Origin of the sequence: Pseudanabaena minima str. Chao 2107 (assembly GCF_051131155.1) — a bacterium.
Lineage (GTDB): Bacteria > Cyanobacteriota > Cyanobacteriia > Pseudanabaenales > Pseudanabaenaceae > Pseudanabaena > Pseudanabaena minima.
Window position 1 is genome coordinate 2,279,083 of sequence record NZ_CP159508.1, and the last position, 19,339, is coordinate 2,298,421.

19 protein-coding genes are annotated in these 19,339 nt (G+C 41.5%); 12 read left to right on the forward strand and 7 right to left on the reverse strand.

What is annotated here, in order from left to right; translation table 11 throughout:
- Positions 1 to 84: 84 nt before the first annotated feature.
- Positions 85 to 465 carry a HepT-like ribonuclease domain-containing protein gene (locus ABM313_RS10250; protein WP_434687736.1) on the reverse strand — a complete coding sequence of 127 codons (381 nt, stop codon included), beginning with the start codon at positions 463 to 465 and terminating at the stop codon, positions 85 to 87.
- Between the two features lie 36 nt (positions 466 to 501).
- Positions 502 to 1,281, reverse strand: a complete 780-nt coding sequence (gene cobA, locus ABM313_RS10255) for a uroporphyrinogen-III C-methyltransferase (protein ID WP_434687738.1) — start codon at positions 1,279 to 1,281, stop codon at positions 502 to 504.
- A gap of 379 nt (positions 1,282 to 1,660) precedes the next feature.
- Here cobA and ABM313_RS10260 point away from each other — a divergent pair, with 379 nt between their 5' ends.
- The 5 genes from ABM313_RS10260 (at position 1,661) to ABM313_RS10280 (ending at position 6,225) form a co-directional block, all read left to right on the forward strand.
- Complete coding sequence (locus ABM313_RS10260) at positions 1,661 to 2,863, forward strand: pentapeptide repeat-containing protein (RefSeq protein WP_434687739.1); 1,203 nt, start codon at positions 1,661 to 1,663, stop codon at positions 2,861 to 2,863.
- A gap of 64 nt (positions 2,864 to 2,927) precedes the next feature.
- Positions 2,928 to 3,827, forward strand: coding sequence for a pentapeptide repeat-containing protein (locus ABM313_RS10265; RefSeq protein ID WP_434687741.1), 900 nt, complete (start codon positions 2,928 to 2,930; stop codon positions 3,825 to 3,827).
- A gap of 223 nt (positions 3,828 to 4,050) precedes the next feature.
- Positions 4,051 to 4,842 (forward strand): UMP kinase, encoded by a 792-nt coding sequence (gene pyrH, locus ABM313_RS10270; RefSeq protein WP_434687742.1) that lies wholly within the window; start codon positions 4,051 to 4,053, stop codon positions 4,840 to 4,842.
- Positions 4,829 to 5,377: a ribosome recycling factor gene (gene frr, locus ABM313_RS10275; protein ID WP_434687744.1), complete on the forward strand. Its 549-nt coding sequence runs from the start codon at positions 4,829 to 4,831 to the stop codon at positions 5,375 to 5,377. Before pyrH ends, frr begins: the two co-directional genes overlap by 14 nt.
- 332 nt (positions 5,378 to 5,709) lie before the next feature.
- Complete coding sequence (locus tag ABM313_RS10280; RefSeq protein WP_434687745.1) at positions 5,710 to 6,225, forward strand: GUN4 domain-containing protein; 516 nt, start codon at positions 5,710 to 5,712, stop codon at positions 6,223 to 6,225.
- 264 nt (positions 6,226 to 6,489) lie between these two features.
- Here the strand turns inward: ABM313_RS10280 and ABM313_RS10285 are convergent, their stop codons facing one another.
- Positions 6,490 to 7,473 (reverse strand): apocytochrome f, encoded by a 984-nt coding sequence (locus ABM313_RS10285; protein WP_434687746.1) that lies wholly within the window; start codon positions 7,471 to 7,473, stop codon positions 6,490 to 6,492.
- A 78-nt stretch (positions 7,474 to 7,551) separates the two neighbouring features.
- Positions 7,552 to 8,091, reverse strand: a complete 540-nt coding sequence (gene petC / locus ABM313_RS10290; RefSeq protein ID WP_434687747.1) for a cytochrome b6-f complex iron-sulfur subunit — start codon at positions 8,089 to 8,091, stop codon at positions 7,552 to 7,554.
- Positions 8,092 to 8,318: 227 nt separating this feature from the next.
- Between petC and ABM313_RS10295 the strand changes: the two genes are divergently transcribed.
- Positions 8,319 to 10,148, forward strand: coding sequence for a serine/threonine-protein kinase (locus ABM313_RS10295; RefSeq protein WP_434687748.1), 1,830 nt, complete (start codon positions 8,319 to 8,321; stop codon positions 10,146 to 10,148).
- Between the two features lie 230 nt (positions 10,149 to 10,378).
- Here the strand turns inward: ABM313_RS10295 and ABM313_RS10300 are convergent, their stop codons facing one another.
- Complete coding sequence (locus tag ABM313_RS10300) at positions 10,379 to 12,631, reverse strand: Rne/Rng family ribonuclease (protein WP_434687749.1); 2,253 nt, start codon at positions 12,629 to 12,631, stop codon at positions 10,379 to 10,381.
- 573 nt (positions 12,632 to 13,204) lie between these two features.
- On the opposite strand from ABM313_RS10300, the gene ABM313_RS10305 reads away from it, so the two are divergent.
- The 3 genes from ABM313_RS10305 to ribH all read left to right on the forward strand — a co-directional run bounded on the left by ABM313_RS10305 (position 13,205) and on the right by ribH (position 15,526).
- The gene (locus ABM313_RS10305) at positions 13,205 to 14,614 is read left to right on the forward strand and encodes a histidine phosphatase family protein (protein WP_434687750.1); all 1,410 of its coding nucleotides are present in this window, start codon (positions 13,205 to 13,207) and stop codon (positions 14,612 to 14,614) included.
- A gap of 121 nt (positions 14,615 to 14,735) precedes the next feature.
- Positions 14,736 to 14,924, forward strand: coding sequence for a photosystem II reaction center protein PsbZ (gene psbZ / locus ABM313_RS10310; RefSeq protein WP_072143510.1), 189 nt, complete (start codon positions 14,736 to 14,738; stop codon positions 14,922 to 14,924).
- Positions 14,925 to 15,037: 113 nt separating this feature from the next.
- Positions 15,038 to 15,526, forward strand: a complete 489-nt coding sequence (ribH, locus tag ABM313_RS10315; RefSeq protein WP_434687752.1) for a 6,7-dimethyl-8-ribityllumazine synthase — start codon at positions 15,038 to 15,040, stop codon at positions 15,524 to 15,526.
- Between the two features lie 23 nt (positions 15,527 to 15,549).
- Here ribH and ABM313_RS10320 read toward each other — a convergent pair whose 3' ends face one another.
- Both ABM313_RS10320 and ABM313_RS10325 read right to left on the reverse strand, forming a co-directional pair.
- The gene (locus tag ABM313_RS10320; protein WP_434687753.1) at positions 15,550 to 15,993 is read right to left on the reverse strand and encodes an RrF2 family transcriptional regulator; all 444 of its coding nucleotides are present in this window, start codon (positions 15,991 to 15,993) and stop codon (positions 15,550 to 15,552) included.
- A gap of 80 nt (positions 15,994 to 16,073) precedes the next feature.
- Positions 16,074 to 16,229, reverse strand: coding sequence for a hypothetical protein (locus tag ABM313_RS10325; RefSeq protein WP_434687754.1), 156 nt, complete (start codon positions 16,227 to 16,229; stop codon positions 16,074 to 16,076).
- 343 nt (positions 16,230 to 16,572) lie between these two features.
- On the opposite strand from ABM313_RS10325, the gene ABM313_RS10330 reads away from it, so the two are divergent.
- From ABM313_RS10330 to ABM313_RS10340, 3 genes are all read left to right on the forward strand, one after another.
- A complete protein-coding gene (locus ABM313_RS10330; RefSeq protein WP_434687755.1) occupies positions 16,573 to 17,232 on the forward strand; it encodes a sigma-70 family RNA polymerase sigma factor in 660 nt (219 codons plus the stop codon).
- 19 nt (positions 17,233 to 17,251) lie between these two features.
- Entirely contained in the window at positions 17,252 to 17,740 is a 489-nt protein-coding gene (locus ABM313_RS10335; protein ID WP_434687756.1) for a hypothetical protein, read from the forward strand.
- A 299-nt stretch (positions 17,741 to 18,039) separates the two neighbouring features.
- Complete coding sequence (locus ABM313_RS10340; RefSeq protein ID WP_434687758.1) at positions 18,040 to 19,272, forward strand: HhoA/HhoB/HtrA family serine endopeptidase; 1,233 nt, start codon at positions 18,040 to 18,042, stop codon at positions 19,270 to 19,272.
- The last annotated feature ends 67 nt before the right edge of the window (positions 19,273 to 19,339 follow it).

Sequence of the window (19,339 nt, forward strand, 5' to 3'; positions counted from 1 at the left end):
CCAAACCCTGTAAGAGTTTTAAAAGCACAAAATGGCTATGCCATTTTGTGCTTTGGTATAGCAAGAATGGCGACAATTATAGATTTATAAATTGGCGATCGCTTTTCGCATTAACTCTTTGATAAAAGGCACATCTTTGTGAGTCAACTCCCACAAAGTATTGAGATCTACTTCTAAGTACCCAAACATTAAGCTATCACCCACACTAGTCAATCTTCGCCAATTAATTTGGGGATACTGATCCATAAAACTAATCGGTAATCTCTTCGCAGTTGCACCGATCAGACCAATTGCCCTTTCTACTGCAAAAATCGTTTTTTGATCGCGACTAAACTGCATAAAATCTATCTCTAATACAAATGACTCCGTAGCCGCGATCGCTTCTAAAATGTCCTGTATTTGTACTTCAAGACGATGGTTATTATTCTCGATTTCAGCAGGAATACTCGCTTTACTATTTGTCATTAGCTTTTTTCCCTTAAAAAAAATCTAGTTTAACATTCAGACGCAATTGCGAAAATTGACAATATTGCCGATGACAGCGATCGCAGGGGGCGTAAAGTTACTTTCTTTAACAAGTTCAACAATATTACCCAAATAGCCAATTAATTCTGACTGATCAGCACGGGTTCCCTGACGAATTAAAGCTACAGGTGTCGATTCAGGTAAGCCCGCCGCGATTACTTGGGGAACGATTTCACCTAAATTATGTAGCCCCATATAGACCACTATTGTTTCCGCCGCTTGCGCGATCGCAGTCCAGTTAATCTGTGGACGATATTTCCCCGCCGACTCATGCCCTGTTACAAAAATTACCGATGAGCTAAAATCACGATGGGTAAGGGGAATGCCTGCATAGGCAGGAGCCGCAATCCCTGAAGTAATACCTGGAACAACCTCCACTGCAATTCCCGCCGCTCGCAAATCAGCAAGTTCTTCGCCGCCACGCCCAAAAATAAATGGATCTCCACCTTTCAAGCGCACTACTATGGCATGTTCTTGAGCTTTCTCGATTAATAATTTCGTAGTCTCTTCTTGCAGTAAAGAATGATTACCACGCCGCTTACCTGCATGGATTTTCTCAGCGATCGGGTTAATCATGGCAAGAATCTCATTGCTGACTAAAGCATCGTAAAGTACTACATCACAGGTTTCCAATAATGCTTTGCCTTTTAGAGTCATTAATCCTGAGTCGCCAGGACCTGCGCCAACTAGATAAACCTTACCTAAAAAATGATTTGAGGCAGGCTGAATAACTTGTTGTAAATCAGTATTTGTCATTCGTTATCAAACCCTTAATCAAAACTTGAGTATCTAAGCCAAATATTGCAAGGCGATCGCATCTTCATTTTCCTCATGTATTGTATTTATAGAAGTTATAAAGCACGAAGCAAAGCGTCGTATTTTGTAACACATTACTCCAATTGTAGAAGTTATAAAGTCAGGCGCTTCGCGATGAACTTTATAAAAATATTCTAGAAGTTAAAAATCACATCAGGAATCGTCATGATTCCTATAAATTGAGACGCAGCCATCTTGTCAAGCCAAATCAAGGAGAACTAAAGAACGCTCACATAGCTCACATATTTAACTAATTTAAGAATATGTCTAAAAATCTTCTTGAGATGTAACGAGTACAACGAATCAAAATGAGGCAGGCGTGAATCTTACCGACTTTACTAAAGCAAATCTTACCAAATCGAGCCTAGAAGGAATCAACCTCAAAGGAGCAGATCTCAAGCGCGTTAATCTGAGTGATGCCAAACTTGCAGATGCGCTGCTTTCCAAAGCGAACCTCACAGGTGCATTTCTCCATAGAGCTGATTTAAACAGAGCCAATCTGGTCGAAGCAAATTTAACCGAAGCAAATCTTACTTCGGCTTTCTTAATCAAAGCCGATCTTCAAAGAGCCTGCCTCAATGAAGCCTATCTAGTAGCCGCCAATCTCAACTCGGCTAATTTAACTAGTGCATCTTTGATCAATGCCGATCTAAGTCTTGCCACTCTCACAGGAGCTTGTCTCAACGGTGCAAATCTTAGTCGGGCTAAGCTAAATGGCACATTCTTTATTGAGTCGAATTTATTGGGAGCAGATCTAAGTGATTCTGACTTCACAGGTGCACTGATGATTAAGGCGAATCTCAGTGGTGCAAATCTAAGTCAGGCTTGCTTGATGAACGTTGATTTGACGGAAGCAAATCTTACAGGCGCAGAATTACATGGAGTCGATCTTGGTGGTGCAATCTTAAATGCCGCAAATCTTAATGCTGTTGATCTTGTTGAGGCAAATTTAAGTGGTGTTTCACTTAGCCGTGCTAACTTGGGCTGGGCAAATTTACTAGGAGCAAACCTAGAAAAAGCAAATTTAGTAGGTTCTGATCTGAGTTGGGCAAATTTGAACGAAGCTAATTTGTCTGAAGCTGACCTAAGTTGGACAAATCTCACGGGTGCATTTTTGATGAAATCAAACCTCAGTGGTGCAAATCTGAATGGGGTTAATCTATCCAATGCCAATCTCAGTGGTGCAAATTTAAGTGGTGCTAACTTAATGGGTGCAAATTTAAGTGGTGCTGATTTGAGCAATGTCGATCTACGTGGTGCTTACTTAATCCGCACTAATTTACATAATGCAATTTTGAACGAAGCAAATCTAACTGGTGCAAATCTTGATGAAGCAGTACTCAACGGAGCTAGTTTAAATAGGGCAAATCTCAATCGCGCCAACCTCACTAGAGCCAGTTTGACAGGAGCTAATTTGAAAGGTGCTTTTATGTTGTGGACAAACTTGAGAGGGGCTTTCATGCTATGGACAAATTTAGACGGGGCAAATATGACTGGGGCAATTTTGCCAACGGACAAGTAATAACCGCATAGGATTTGGCTTTGCCCCATCCTATGCGATCGCAAAAATATGGTGTGAAAGAGTAATGAAAGCTAGAGAACTGATTGATCGCTATAACCAAGGCTTTCGAGATTTTAGTGATATCGATCTCAGCCGTGAAAATCTGAGTGGTGTGGGTTTAACTGCGATCAATTTGGCTAATGCCAATCTGAGTGAAGCCAACCTATCTTGTACTACTTTAAATGAAGCCAATTTGTACAGCGCAAAGCTAAAAACTACTGTTCTATACCGTGCTAGTCTCAGCGATGCAAATCTCTGTGAGGCTGATCTAAATGGTGCTAGTCTGATTAAGGCTGATTTGCATGGTGCTAGGTTGGAACGGGCTAATCTAAGGGATGCTGATCTAACTGGCGCAAATCTCAATGCCGTGAGTCTTGCCAACTCTGACTTGACAGGAGCCAATTTAAGTTGTGTGTCTCTAGTCGGAGCCAATCTAGAGGGAGCAAATCTTGCAGAAGCATTTTTGAAAGGAGCTAACTTAGATGGGGCAAAATTAAATGGAGCTAATCTCGAAGGCGCTAATCTAAGTGGGGCAAGTTTTAGTGAAGCTAATCTTAGTCATGCAAATTTCTCGGCATCAGACCTTTCCCATACAAATTTGTATGCAGTCAACCTCTGTGACGCTTTATTATCCAAAGCGGATCTAAGTGGAGCAAATCTAAGCAAGGCAAATCTAAATGATGCGGATCTCAAAGATGCGGATCTTAATGGTGCATTTTTGGTTGATGCTCAGTTAGGTCGCGCATGTTTAGAGGGTGCAAATCTTAGCAAATCAAATTGCTATAAAGCTAATTTTAATGGTGCATTTTTACTAAGAACAAATCTCAATGGGGCAAATCTGAATTGTACAGATTTCTCCAATGCTTCTCTGCAATCAGTCGATCATGAGGCAGATCGTAATCCAGAGTATGTAATACCAAGTTAAGAAATTCTGTAGCTATTCCTTAACTGAAAACCCTTGCTGGATATGGGCTTTAATTCATAAAGGTGTTGTCACACTTGTGTGAATTGGTATAACTGATTGGAAAGGTTAGTAAAAGTTAAGCCATTTGCCGTAGAAACTGTAATGGTATGTAGGTACGTCTTGTCTAGAGAGAGAAAACCATAAAAAGCGATCGCGCTAGAAAATAATCAGTTAGGAATGAAACATGAACGCAACTACAAAAGAAGTCGAAAAAGAAACAACAGAACCAACAGTAAAGCTTGCTATCCCAAAATATAAACGTATTTTATTAAAACTCAGTGGCGAAGCGCTTATGGGCGATCGCAGTTTTGGTATTGATCCTGAAGTCGTTCAAGATATTGCTTTGCAAGTTGCCGAAATTGTTAAAGATGGGATCGAAGTAGCGATCGTTGTTGGTGGTGGCAATATCTTTCGGGGCATTAATGGCGCGGCTAAAGGCATGGATCGAGCCACAGCCGATTATATTGGCATGATCGCTACCGTGATGAACGCACTTACTCTACAAGATGCTTTTGAACAATTAGATGAGCCGATTCCTACAAGAGTGATGTCAGCGATCGCTATGCAAGAGATCGCTGAGCCATATATCCGCCGTCGCGCCATCCGCCACCTTGAAAACAATCGGGTGGTTATTTTTGGCGCAGGTTCAGGCAACCCCTATTTCACAACTGATACAACGGCAGCTTTACGTGGAGCCGAAATTAACGCTGATGTCATTTTGAAGGCAACTAAAGTTGATGGCATTTATGACAGCGACCCTAAGAAAAATCCTGACGCAAAACGCTATCAATCCGTTAGCTTTGACCATGCCTTAATCAATGATTTGCGTGTAATGGACGCAACAGCCTTTGCCCTGTGCAAAGAAAATGGCATTCCAATTATTGTGTTTGATCTCGGTGTTACAGGTAACATTCGTCGCGTCGTCATGGGAGAATCGATTGGTACTTATGTTGGAGGTTCCTGTGAAATTAACTGATGTTGAGGCGCGAATGCAGAAAGCTGTAGAAGCGACCCAGCACAATTTTAATAGTGTGCGAACGGGGCGTGCTAATGCTTCGCTATTGGATCGAATTACTGTGGAATATTATGGGGCGGAAACACACCTCAAGGCTTTGGCGAATATTTCATCTCCTGACGCTACGACCTTGATGATTCAGCCTTTTGATCGTAGTAGTATGCGTGCAATTGAGAAGGCTATATCTGAGTCGGATATTGGGTTAACCCCAAATAATGATGGTAGTAGCATTCGCCTAAATATTCCCCCATTAACTACAGATCGTCGTAAAGAGTTGGTAAAAATGGTTGCCAAGCTCGCTGAGGAAGGAAAAGTCGCAATTCGCAACATCCGCCGTGATGCGATCGATTCATTGAGGAAGCTAGAGAAGGCAAAAGAAATTTCTGAAGATGATTCTAAAAGTCAACAAGAGCAAGTAGATAAGTTAACGGAAAAGTTCGTTAAAACTATCGATAAGGTAACAGCCGAAAAAGAAAAAGAAATTTCCACAATCTAAAAACAAAAAGCGGCGCAATGCGCCGCTTTTTGTTTTAGATTGTGGATTAAGTAAGGTTTTACCCCTTGCAATCGAAGTAGATGCAAATGAGGTATCACCATATTTTTTCAGATGCGGACGTGTTACCTGAATTTATTTTAAGTTTTGACGTGATTTGGAAAATCAATAGCAAATTGTCTAGAAAGTAATAAATTATTCAGTATGAGAAAATAAAGCATAATTTCTATAAATATTGTTATTAGTTTGTGGAGTATGATTCCAAATTAGCTAGCAATGGTTAGAAATAATGATTATTTAAATAACTGTTTAGAAAAACTGTGAAATTAATGGGTATGAAAGGTATTAATTATCGCGAACTAGAAAAAATATTAAAAGCAAAAGAATTAGAGAAACTACTAAAAGCCGATGAATGGGTTAAGGCTGACCAACTAACGGCTAAGCTCATGTGTCAAGTTACAAAGCGAGAAAAAGAAGGTTGGCTAAGTACTGAACATATTGATGCTTTCCCTTGCGAAGATCTACTAATGATTGATCAACTATGGGTTGATAACAGTAATAACAAGTTTGGCTTTAGTGTCCAGAAAAAATTGTGGCTAGAATGTGGAGGTGAAGTAGAGAAATACACTTCTATATCATGGAAAAAATTTGCATCTGAAGTTGGTTGGTATCATCCACAAAATGACGACTGGAGGACATATCCAGAGTTTATGAATGACACCCAAAATGCTCAAAATATTTCCCCAGCCAGTCTCCCATATTCATACATATGTATCGATCATTTGATGGGTGGGATTGGGATGATGATGTTTTCTTCTCTCGTTCAGAAACTTGTGAAGTGCCACCTCTAATCTATAACAAGGATTAAGTTATCCCAAAACATAAAATGGCTAAGCCATTTTATGTTTTCACAAACCTTACTGGGGCTGTTTTTTGATTCACAAAAGTGTGCTGACGCTTTTGTGAATTGGTATTAGTAGTCTTGCGTAGGACATAAAACAAGAAGATGAGTTATAGCGCTTTGCGCTATAACTCATCTTCTTGTTTTTGGTTTGTACTAGATAACTCTTTTTTGTCTATAGGACAAAACTTGAGGTGATGTGACTTTTCCTGACTTAGAAGTTCATTTCTACAGCTTGAACTTTTTCGACTTGCTTCTTCTTCAGTACCAACAAAATTTGGGTAACGATGACCGAGGCAAAGAATGCTAGCAACCACTGAATGCGGCGAGGGTCTTGAAGAACGATTTCGCCATCATGCTGACCAAAACCACCAACATTAGGATTTGTGGTTAGAGGTGCGCCAACCTTAACTTCACTGCCAGGCTCGACAACTAGTTCAGCTCCAGCAGGAACCTTCTCAACAGCAATACTGCCATCAGTAGTTTGGACTGAAATTTCATAACCACCGTAGATACCTTCATCTTCATTTGGAGTGATTGGGCTAATTTGGGTAACTAGACCAGAAACAGATGAAGTGTATTCGTTGTTATTGCTCTTTTCACCAGTGGGATAAACTTGACCACGACCACGGTTACCGCCAGCATGGACAGCATATTTCAAGAAGTGAATATTCTTGTCTTTGGCAGGATCAGGCGCAAGTACAGGAAAAACAATTTCTGAATAATCATCACCAGATACTGGACCAACTAGGACAATATTTTCTTGAGTATCGCTGTAGGGTTGGTAGTAGGTATCCTTAATTTTTTCCTTTAGTTCTTCAGACAAGCGATCTTCAGGAGCAATTTTAAATCCTTCAGGCAATACTAAAACTGCGCCAACGTTCAAACCTGTTTTGCTGCCATCAGCGCTCACTTGTTGTTGGGTGTGATCGTAAGGAAGTTTAACAACTGCCTCAAATACGGAGTCGGGTAGCACTGCTTGAGGCAGTTCTAATTCGATTCCCTTTTGGGCGAGGTGGCAGTTAGCGCAGACGATGCGACCTGTAGCTTCACGAGGATTCTTATAAGCTTCTTGAGCAAAGTAAGGATATGCAAAAGCAGAGGGGGCATTAAGCCCAAATAGTAAAGTTAAACTTGTGAGGACACATAGACTGACTCCCACAATCAAACGGTTGGCACGGAACAAAGCTTTTTTCATGTATAAGTTCAAATGTAATTTAAAGACCAATTTACAAAAGTTTTAGTAAGCATTCACAGCAAACTTACCAAAACCGTTTTAAGCCCACCAAGGTGCTTCATTAGTGCGGAAGTCAGTTTCTGTCCATGTGCTAAATTGCACCACATCATCGCTAACTGTGGCATGGGCAAGTGCGAGGGACAATGGTGCAGGACCACGTACAACTTTACCTTCAGCGTTGTACTGAGAGCCGTGACAAGGACACATAAATTTGTTTTCGGCAACGTTCCAAGGTACGACACAACCAAGGTGAGTACAAACTGCGTTTAGTCCGTAGGAAGCAATTTCTTTATTGTCAGTAACAACAATATAGGTTGGGTCGCCTTTGAGTCCTTGAGCAAGTACGCGATCGCCTGCTTGATGCTCTGCTAAGAATTTTGAAGCAATCACATCATTACCCAATGCGTCCTTAGCAGCAACGCCACCACCAGTTCCACCGCGAGAAGGTGGTACAAAGTAGGCGAGGAAAGGCACAGCCGCTCCAAGGGTGGTTACGGCTGCAGACCCCCCTAAAATTAAGTTCATAAATTGACGACGACCCATACTAGGGACATCGGCGGATGCAGAAGCTTGACTCATAAATTTGACTAAGGATTTGGCTGAGAAATATTACGTTTTATATATCACTTCCTACCATGATATCGACAATCTTTGGACTTCTCTCTAGTTGTTTTGCAACGAAATGTTAAGCATCATGATTTTAGGGAATATTGTTAAGCTTAACGGCTGTTAGATTTAAGTTTCTACAATTTAATAAACAACCAGATTTTTGATGGTGCAGCTTCACCGCACCTTCAAAAATATTTATGGAGAAGTCATTAAGGACTTTTGGGCTAAGAGAGGGGGTAAGCTTAGCTGAACTAGTTTTAATTTCCCTGAGACTTGATTATGCCCATATGAATGAAAAATCCACTTCGCAGTTCTCTAAATATCGAATCTTGGGCTTAGTTGGCAGGGGGCAATTTGGCAAGGTTTTGTGTGCGCGGATGCGAGATACAGGTAAATTGGTTGCGCTCAAAGAACTGGAACATCAGCGATTTCCCACTAGTAAGCTCTTACGAGAACTGCGCTTTCTGTTGACTTTACAACATGAAAATATTGTTACCTGCACAGCTCTGATGCATCACCAAAATTATCGTTATTTAGTGATGGACTACTGCGAGGGTGGGACATTGCGTGATTTGATGAACCATAGCAAAACATTATCTGTACAACAATGCTTTGCTTTAATTAATGATATTTTGCTGGGCTTAGAACATGCTCATGCAGCAAATATTATCCATTGTGATATCAAACCTGAGAATATACTGCTAAAGATTACAGCTAAAGGATGGCAGGCAAAAATTTCCGACTTTGGCATTGCTCGGCTCAGTCAAGAAATTGATTCCGATGGTAGTAATACTGGCTCTCCTGGTTACATGGCTCCTGAACGATTTTATGGTCAGTTTTCATCAGGATCAGATATTTATGCAGTTGGGATTATTTTGTATGAGATTCTAGTTGGTAAGCGACCCTTTACGGGAATGCCCACAGAGTTGATGAATGCTCACTTAAATCATCGGATCGTTATTCCTGATAGTTTGCCGCGATCGCTTGCCAAGATTATTGTGCGATCGCTAGAAAAGTTACCGAAACGTCGATACACTTCAGCCTCTGAGATGCGCCAAGATCTTGAAGCCATCCATGCTGAAGATTTTAGCCATGTTAAAATGGGACTTGATTCTGAAAGTAGTACGACTATTTTCTTTGATAAAAAATCTCAACATTTTGCCCAAAAAATTACATCCGAAAAGATTATTGGGCTAGTTGGTGCAGAGAAATCGCGCTTTTATAGTACTTCTAGTTTTCTTTTACATTGGCATAGTTTGGCATTAGATAAGTCAGAACAGATTGCCAAATCTGAATATGAAATTGAGGCGATCGCTTTTGCCCGAAAGACTTTATTTGCGATCACCAAGCGCTCGATCTATCAGTTTGGTCAAGGAAAACCAAAATCTCTATATCAATCGTCTCAAACTTTCAAATGGGCTATTTCTCCTCATGGTGATTGGTTTGCTATATCTACGGGGAAACAATTAGAAATCCGAAATTTAGTTTATGGTCGAGCGATGCGCTTGGAGTTTGCCACTAGAGACTTAAGTTGCATCATTGCCTTCGATCAACATCATTTGTTAGCAATCGCTAATAAGCCAGAAACTAATGAAAGTCGGGCGATTGTTATCTCTCGGCGTTGCAATATTATGTATCGTCTATCTCTGCCCATACCCATTGATTCTGGGATTGCGACATTTACCAGCGATCGTCTACTGTTGCTAGAAGCTGGTAACCATAAAAATATCTATCTGCTGGACATCAAGCCTTATCGGCTGATGCGAATTCCCTTAGAATACGAAGTCTTAATCATGACAGCAACCCCTTGGGGCTATGCGATTACTGCTAGTTACAATGAGTATCAGACTATTTTGATGTTGTTAGATTTGCGCGGTAATAATATTAATAACTTGATTATTGATGGTGAGGTGACAGCGATCGCTCCGATTGATATTAATTTATTAGCGATCGCGATTTCTGATGTATCAGGTTACAAACTATCCACCATTAATCTTAAAAAGCTAGAAATTGATCTTGTTTTCTAAAACAAAAAACTAAAACAAAAAATATAGCAATCAAAGTTTTTGCTTAGGACATAAGTACCTGTGCAAAATAAATTACCAAAACCCGTAGAGTTGCGCCCCGCAGGGGCGCAACTCTACGGGTTTTGTTTTGTAATTAATTATGCCTAGCTACTTAAAACCCAAAAGATAAGGGCAGGTGCGAAGCACCTGCCCTTATCTTTTGGGTTTTAATTTGTCCCCAAAGTAATTTTTTATGGTTGAGCTGCTGAAGATCGCTTACGTCTTGAAGCTTCAGGAGATTGGATTGGTACAAACTCCTTAGAAATTTCCGATGACTCAGATCTTGATTCTAAATTTTCTTCATTGTCCGATGACTCAACTGGTTGCGCTCGATTTACTCTTAAAATTACACCGTTAGAAGTACCATTTTTGACTGGAATAACTACTGGATTAATGGTTACAGGCTCAATGGGTGGCTCGATGATTTCTTGTTCAGCTAATCTTTCAACAAATTGTTCTTCTCTCTCTACCGAAAGATTTACTTCGGTATTTGATTCAAACCCTGAATCAGATCTTGACTCCATCACTGATTCCGATCTTGCTCGAAGATTGCCAATATTATTCGCAATTTTTGGCGCTTGACCAGGTAAAGCAACAGTCACAATCACATTGCGAGGGTCTTTAACCTCGCGATCAAGCAATACCAAAGGAGAAACGCCGATTAATGAATAAACATCTTGCTCTTCCTCAGTCATTTCCACCACAATTAGCTCTGGTGGCTCAATAACTTTGGTGCGAATTTCTCGCTTATTAGGACGCTCAGGTAGATTCTCAGGAGAAACTACAGGTACAGCATCAAGCGCTTCGACTAATTCTTCGCTAGGCTCGGCGATCGCTTTAGCTGTAGGAATGTTTGGTAAAGATAACTTAGGTGGCACTGAACGATCAACTACGATGTCGCGCTCGATGCGTGGCTCAAAGCGTGGCTCAATTAAAGGTTCGATCCTTGGCTCAAAACGCGATCGCACATCCGCAGGTGTAACTTTTTCTGGCTCACGCGACTCGCGCGCATCTTTGTTGAGCATGGCTCGTTTACCACGTCTACGCAGGTTACCTCGTTCCTGATAGCTAGGATGATTCACCAAATTAGGCTCAAGTCCACCACCTAACTCAGAATCTCCATCTTCATACTCAGAGGTAAAATCAAGCTGATTCGATTGCTTGGATTCCCAAGTGCGTGATGTTGCATCAACAGGTTGACCTGCTGCTTCCCCTGGCAAATGCATTAGATGTCCTAAGCCACCACAGGTCGAACAAGGACGACCAAACAATTCATAAATACTCTGACCCTGACGCTTACGGGTAAGCTCAACTAGCCCCAATTCAGTAAGCTGAGCAATTTGAGGGCGGGACTTATCTGCTCGCAGCGCTTTATTAAAATGTTCTAAAAGTTGTAATTGATCGCGGCGAGTATCCATGTCAATGAAGTCCACCACGATTACACCAGCAATATTTCGCAGACGAATTTGGCGGGCAATCTCCACGGCAGCTTCACAGTTTGTCCACAACACAGTCTCGCGGGAGGTTTGAGACTTAGTAAATGATCCAGAGTTAACATCAATTACGGTCAATGCTTCAGTTGGCTCGATAATAATGTAGCCCCCACTAGGCAGATCAACCCTAGGCTTAAGGGCTTCACGGATACCTGCGTTTACCCGAAAATATTCTAAAATTGGTGTGCGCTCGCGATGATGGTCTAGCATTAAGCCGCTAGGAATTTTGCCATCCGCCCAGCCCAATAAGTGCTGCTTAATACGGCGTAACCCATCACTAGTATCGGTGACAATACGATTTACTTCAGTGCTATACAAGTCACGCAATACTCGTTGTACAAAATCCCGTTCGCGATCTAGCAAGGTCGGCTGGCGTGTAGTTGCCACATCCTGCTGAATACCTTCCCACTGGCGTTGCAAATTATCGAGATCTTCAATAATCTGCTCCTCTGGCATTCCGTCGGCTTCAGTCCGCACCAATATACCCATACCCGCAGGCTTAACCAAAATGGCAAGGGCGCGAAGACGGTTACGTTCAGCCTCACTGCGAATACGTCGAGATAGGTTCACCCCCCGACCAAAGGGCAATAGGACAACATAACGTCCAGGCAACGAAATATTTCCTGTCAGTCTGGGACCTTTATTTCCTGTTGGCTCCTTCATCACCTGCACCAGCACACGCTGTTGCGGTACGACTAGATCGCTGATAGAGCCAGACGATCGCCGCATTTTCAAAGGACCGAGATCTGTAATGTGAATAAAGCCGTTACGATCGCCATCGCCAATATTTACAAAAGCCGCATCAATACTAGTTAAAACATTTTCGACAACGCCCAAGTAAACATCCCCAACTTGGTGAGTTCCTGCGGCAACAACAATTTCTTCAATTTGATCTTCACTAAAAACAGCAGCAATTCGATACTGCTCGGCAATAATTATTTGCTTTGGCATTCAATTTCCTCAGAATTTCTTCGATTCAAAAGAGCCAGTCTAAGAACCTACCAGAAAAATATTTTTTCTAAACTTCGTATAAAAAATATTAAAAAAAATATCTTTCAAACCCTTTAATAAACAGACTCAAAAAGTCTTAGGGGCTTCACAACAGAACATACCAATAACGAAAACAAGAAAAAATTTCGATTGCAAGCTGTCTATATCGTCAACCAGTCACTTAGCTATGTACCGAAGCTTGCAACTGGCTGCTGTGTCTGCTCTGACATCACGATAACGAGACATATTGCTTTGTATGGAAAATTGGTGGGGTTTCGTTAAAAGAATTAGTTATTTCTTAGACTGGCGTTTATTAGACTATCTAAAAGGTGCTTACACCATTTGCCTACAGCATTCAGCCTGTAAGTAAAACAGCGTACTTGATGGTTCAAGTTTATGATTATGGTTAGTAAGCTCGATTACTTAACCAGCAGCTAGATGCGTTTTAGCTAGCAGCCAGCTTAAGCCTATCGTAGTATTATAGCGCAGCGTTGAGCGTTACAATTTCTTAATAGTGTTTTAATATTGATAGTTATGTTAGGGGTTCGGTTGCGCTGTACCTCCAACTTTAAAAACCAAGAAAACGAGGGTAAAATTCTGAGTACGCGAGTAGTTATCGTCCGTCACGGCGAAAGTAATTTCAATATCTTAAGCAAAATTCAAGGACGAGGTAATTATGATCGCCCAGAATTGCAGTCCGTTTTGACCGATAAGGGCAAACAGCAGGCTAAGCTCGCAGGAAAGGCGCTATCAAATCTCAATATTGATGTTGCCTATGCTAGTCCTTTGGTACGCGCTCAACATACTGCAAAACTTATTTTGGCTGAAAATTTTAATCCTCCAGAGTTAGTTACCACTGAGGGTTTACTCGAAATTGATCTCAGTGAGTGGGAATCGATGATCGCTCGTGACGTTAAAGAACAATTCCCTGAAAAATATCACCTTTGGCAAAATGAGCCAGAAAAATTTCAATTAGGAGATCGCTACCCCATCCTCGACTTATTTGAACAAGCTAAAGCGTTATGGAGTGAGATTTTAGTCACAAATCAAGATAAAACAATTTTGTTGGTAGGGCATAGTGGCATTAATCGCGCTCTAATTTGTTCGGCGATCAGGATTCCTGTGAGTCTTTATCACAATATTCAGCAAGTTAACTGCGCCATAAGTGTACTCAATTTCCAAGGTACAAGTATCGCCGACGGCGTGCAGCTTGAATCCCTCAACCTCGCTAGCCATCTTGCGGATATTTCAGGCTCCCCATTACCTCCTGTCAAGAAAAATCACAATGGACTCCGTTTATTATTAGTCCGTCATGGTGAAACCGAGTGGAATCGCCAAAAACGTTTCCAAGGACAAATTGATGTCCCACTGAATAACAATGGTCATGCCCAAGCACGACGGGCAAGCGAATTTTTAGCAAAGGTTAAAATCGATAAAGCCTTTAGCAGTCCAATGTTGCGCCCTAAAGACACGGCTTTAGAAATTTTGAGCAAGCACCCCAACATTAAGCTGGAATTATTTGATGAACTCAAAGAAATTTCCCATGGACTCTGGGAAGGCAAATTTGAGCATGAAATCGAAGCTGAATTTCCAGGACAACTAGCTCTCTGGCAAGCTCAACCTGAAACTGTGCAAATGCCTGAAGGTGAGAATTTACAACAGGTTTGGGATCGCGTTGCAATTATTTGGCAAAAGATTGTCGAATCAGTTCCCGCAGGCGAAACGGCTCTGGTTGTTGCCCATGATGCTGTCAACAAAGCTATTCTTTGTCTATTGTTTGGATTCTCACCCGAACAGTTTTGGGTATTTAAGCAAGGTAATGGTGGTGTAAGTGTGATTGATTATCCTCAAGGCGCACAGGGAACCCCAATCTTGCAATCTGGAAATATTACAACGCACTTATCTGAAGGTATTCTCGATCGCACTGCCGCAGGTGCTTTGTAATTTGAAGTAAATGGTGCTTCAGCACCATTTACTTCAAACCTTAAGAGAGACGCATTTTCTGCTAATTTGGTGTAAAGGATTTGTCTTAGTATTTTGTTTTAGTATTCGGAGTTTAAATAAAGTGACTATTCTATTCCAACTTTTATTGGCAGCTTTTGTATTGTTTTCCTTCGTTTTGGTGATTGGCGTGCCCGTTGCTTACGCATCCCCTAGCTCTTGGAACCAAACAAAACCTCTTTTATTTCTTGGTTCTCTGATTTGGTTAGCATTTGTAATTGTCATCGGCATTTTGAATGCTTTTGTAGCTTAGGTATAGCTAAATAAAGTCCCCAAAAAAGTTTTAAAAAGCCTTGCTAAGCAAGGCTTTTTAAAACTTTTAATTTGATTAAATATTTGAAAATTGCTACAAACATTTAAAATCCTATGACCGTTTTTGAAGGTAGCTTTACCAATACAGATAGTTTGCGCTTTGCGATCGTGGTAGCTCGGTTTAATGACCTGATCGTCGGTAAGCTTCTCCAAGGATGTCAAGATTCACTATTGCGACATGGTATTGATGTTTCGGAGACTGGCAGCCAAGTTGACTATGCATGGGTTCCGGGAAGTCTGGAAATATCAATGGTAGCAAAGGAGTTAGCAGATTCAGGACGTTATGATGCAATTATTTGCCTAGGGGCAGTTATTCGTGGGGATACTCCCCATTTTGACTATGTGGCTAATGAAGTTTCTAAGGGAGTTGCGGCAACCTCTTTTCAGACTGGTGTACCGATTATTTTTGGTGTGTTGACTACGGACACGATGCAGCAGGCTCTAGAACGTGCTGGCATCAAGGGCAATAAAGGCTGGGAATTTGGGATGGCAGCGATCGAGATGGCTAACCTTATGCGCCAAATTCGCTCGAAATCTGTTTAAATAAGCGAGCTTTGCTCGCTTATTTAAACTATAAATCCTGCGCTTTGTCCTTGGGATGCTTGCCAACTGCGAGCATCGTAATATAAATCTTCTAAACAAATACTGTAAAGAACATCCTTAAGTTTGCGATCAAGTCTTTGCCATAGGGCAAATGTGACCCAATCAGAGGCAAGTTTTTCCTGTGGCTTGAGTTTGGGCAGAGGATAAGTATCTTCGCCAACTGCCGATAAAATTTCACCAAGAGAAATATCTTTGGGCGATCGCTTCAGTTTGTAGCCTCCCTGTACACCACGGATCGATTCCACCAAATCCGCTTGGCGTAAAGCCATTAAAATTTTTTCTAAGTAAGGGGCAGGAATAGCTTGGCGATCGCTAATTTCGCGGACTGAGGCAGGCTTGCGTTTTGCCCAAACCACCAGATCGAGCATCGCCTTCACACTGTAATGACCTTTTCTGGTTAATTTCATAAAATCCCAAAATCTAGAGCGAAGCGCTTTGCACTTCCCTCTAAATATAGAGCGTCACGAAGTGAGGCTCTGTATGAACATCAAAAAAGAAAGGACAGATCAACAGGAGCAGGTAGCATTTCGCCGCCGCGCCAATCAAGTACTTGTACCAAAATTAAATAGCCCACGCCCAATACTACGGCGATAACGCCTGTCAAAACTGATATCCACTGCGATCGCTGCATAAGTAAATCCAAACAAATTTAAGTAAAAAAAATCAGGTGAAAAATCTAAGGAAACCTATGAATTAGCAAAAAACGCCCAAACTAACTGCTATTATCCCTCTTGAAATATCTTTAAATATCGATATTTAGAAGTACATTGCGCTGATAACAACAGATTTTTTTGGAAAGTCTTACTAAGTAAGACTTTCCAAAAAAATCTATGGGTTTATTAATGCGGCAAAGTGTTATATATCAATTAAAGCTCTGTTTTGGTAGGAACAAACTTTTCTAATTCTCCGTCCTAAAACTTGAACATAAAGACACAGCCCTGTATCAAGGCAAGTGTAGATTCAAGTCCAGTAGGAGCGAGTAATTGATGAGTTATAGCCTATCTTGGTCAACCAGCATCGGAGGGTACGCGCCCTCCAACTCCGTGTCCGTTGATAAGCTCCCCATCGTTGAATTGGTACAACTGTGCCAAACCGAAGCGCAAACCAGTAGGTCTGCGTTTGCAGAACTTATGCGACGTAATCAGTCCTATGTCGATCAAGTTCTATACAAACTCGCTCCTGACTGGCAAGATCGCGCTGACCTTGCCCAAGAAGTATGGTTGCGTGTTTACCGAAATATCAAGCGTTTACAAGAGCCTGAAAAGTTTCGAGGTTGGCTGAGTCGAATTGCCACTAATTTGTTCTATGACGAATTGCGTAAGCGCAAACGAGTTGGCAATTCAGTTTCCCTTGATGCACCATTTATGTCTGGCGATGGTGATGAGATGAATTGGGATTTACCTAGCGCTGCCCCTAGCCCGATCGAAAACATGTCTACGCAGGAGTTTTATGAGCAACTTCGCAAAGCCATTCAAGATCTGCCTGCTAGTTTCCGTGAAACTATTGTGCTAAGGGAAATTCAAGGTTTATCCTATGAAGAGATTTCTGAGCTAACAGGTGTATCGCTTGGTACAGTAAAATCACGTATAGCTAGAGCAAGATTAAAGCTACAAGCGCAATTACAACCCTATTTGTCAAATATGTAACGAGGGGTGTATTTAAGTTATGAGTGCTAACCAAATTTTTAATAGTTCTATGATTATTCCAGAGGAGCGCTTTGAGTTACTCAGTGCGTATATAGATGGCGAAGTAACTGAAGCTGAAGAGCAACTTGTCGAACAGTGGCTGTCCGACGATATTGATTTTCGTCGCCTCTATCAACAACAATTAAAGTTACGTCAATCCTTAATTGATCTACCAGTACCTGTGGCAGCACATTCGTCGGTAAAGGCAGAGACAGATGTAATGATTAATCGTGTCTTTGCCGAGATTGATAAGCGATCGCAGCGACGTAAATGGAAATTGGCAGGTATTGGGATATCTGTTGCGGCTGTGGTTGGGGTACTCGGCTCGATGTTTACCTTTAACTCTAGTCCTCAATTTAGCCCAGTCACAAATAACATCAAGGCTCCTACCCAAGTAAAAGAAGAACCAATCTTAATTGCTATGGAAGAGCCGCTTGTGCCTTTGCCAAAATCGATGAGTTCTAAATAACAAATTGTGAGAGAGCGCCCGTCAAGGTGCTCTCTCACAATTTGTTTAAATCGGCTCTGGTGGGTGATGCATTATTTTTTAAAATTATGTCTAATTTACATATCTGTAGTCGGTTGTATTAGAACAAATCAAAATCCAAGAAACGATTAGTGGTGCTTCGCACCACCACTCTTCTTCTGGTTTTATGTTCCAACATGATGGAAGACAGCTATAAATGACGGTTTTCCGTCTGGTGGCAAAGATTAACATGACAAAAAATCTTTAGTAGAATTTAGACATTATTGGTCGCGGAAATAGCTATGAGAGACTCAAATAAAAAATCTCGTTACAAGCAACCTTTGATTTATGCTTCGATGCTTCTTTTGGGTGTAATTTTGGGAGCTTGGGCGGTGGTATCTGGAGTGCGATCGCCAAATACAACATTAGTTACGCCCGTAACTCAAGTTGCATCGATATCACCAGTGGTTGCACAGGAGAGTGACAGAGCTAAATCGATTACCGTACCTCGCAATTATGTTGTGGAAGCCGTTAATCGTACTGGTCCCGCAGTTGTTAGAATCAATGCTTCTCGCACTGTGGCAAGCAACCAACAAATTCCTCAGGAATTTTTGGATGATCCCATGTTTCGTCAGTTTTTTGGTGATCAACTACGCCGTATGCCCAAAGAAAGAGTTGAACGGGGTACTGGCTCTGGCTTTATCATTAATAAAGAGGGCGACATTATCACCAATGCCCATGTTGTTAGTGGCGCAGACAAGGTAACTGTAATTCTCAAAGATGGTCGCCAAATTGAAGGTAAGGTAATTGGTAGCGATGAACTAACCGATATTGCGGTGGTACAGGTTAAGCCAGACAACTTGCCTACCGTGAGTCTTGGCAGTTCCGCAAATTTACAACCAGGAGACTGGGCGATCGCCATCGGTAATCCACTGGGGCTAGACAATACAGTTACGGCTGGCATTATCAGTGCGATCGGTCGTAATAGTGGACAAATCGGTGTTGATAAGCGGGTTAGCTTCATTCAAACCGATGCTGCAATTAATCCTGGTAACTCAGGTGGTCCTTTGCTTAATCAAAATGGTGAAGTTATTGGAGTCAACACTGCAATTATCCAAGGCGCACAGGGTTTAGGTTTTGCAATTCCGATTGAAACTGCTCAGCGCATTGCGAAGCAACTAATTGCGAACGGTAAAGTCAGCCGTGCTTATCTTGGTATTCAAATGGTAACGGTTGATCCAAATGTCAAAAGACAGGTCAATCAGGACGCTGACTTTGGTATCCAAATTTCTGAAGATAAGGGCGTATTGATTACTAGAGTCGTAGATGACTCTCCTGCTGCAAAAGCTGGCGCTAAGCGTGGTGATGTGATTGTCAGATTTAACGATAAAGAAATTTTGACTGCTGATCAAGTTACCCAATTAGTTGAAGATCGGGCCGTTGGCGACAAAATCCGTATGGAAGTTAAGCGTGCTGGTCAAACAGTTGCTTTAAATGTAGAAACTGCACAGTTCCCACAAAAATTCCCTAATTAGGATTATCCAAACAAAAGATAAAAAGCGGCGCAGAGCGCCGCTTTTTATCTTTTGGCATAGTTCAATA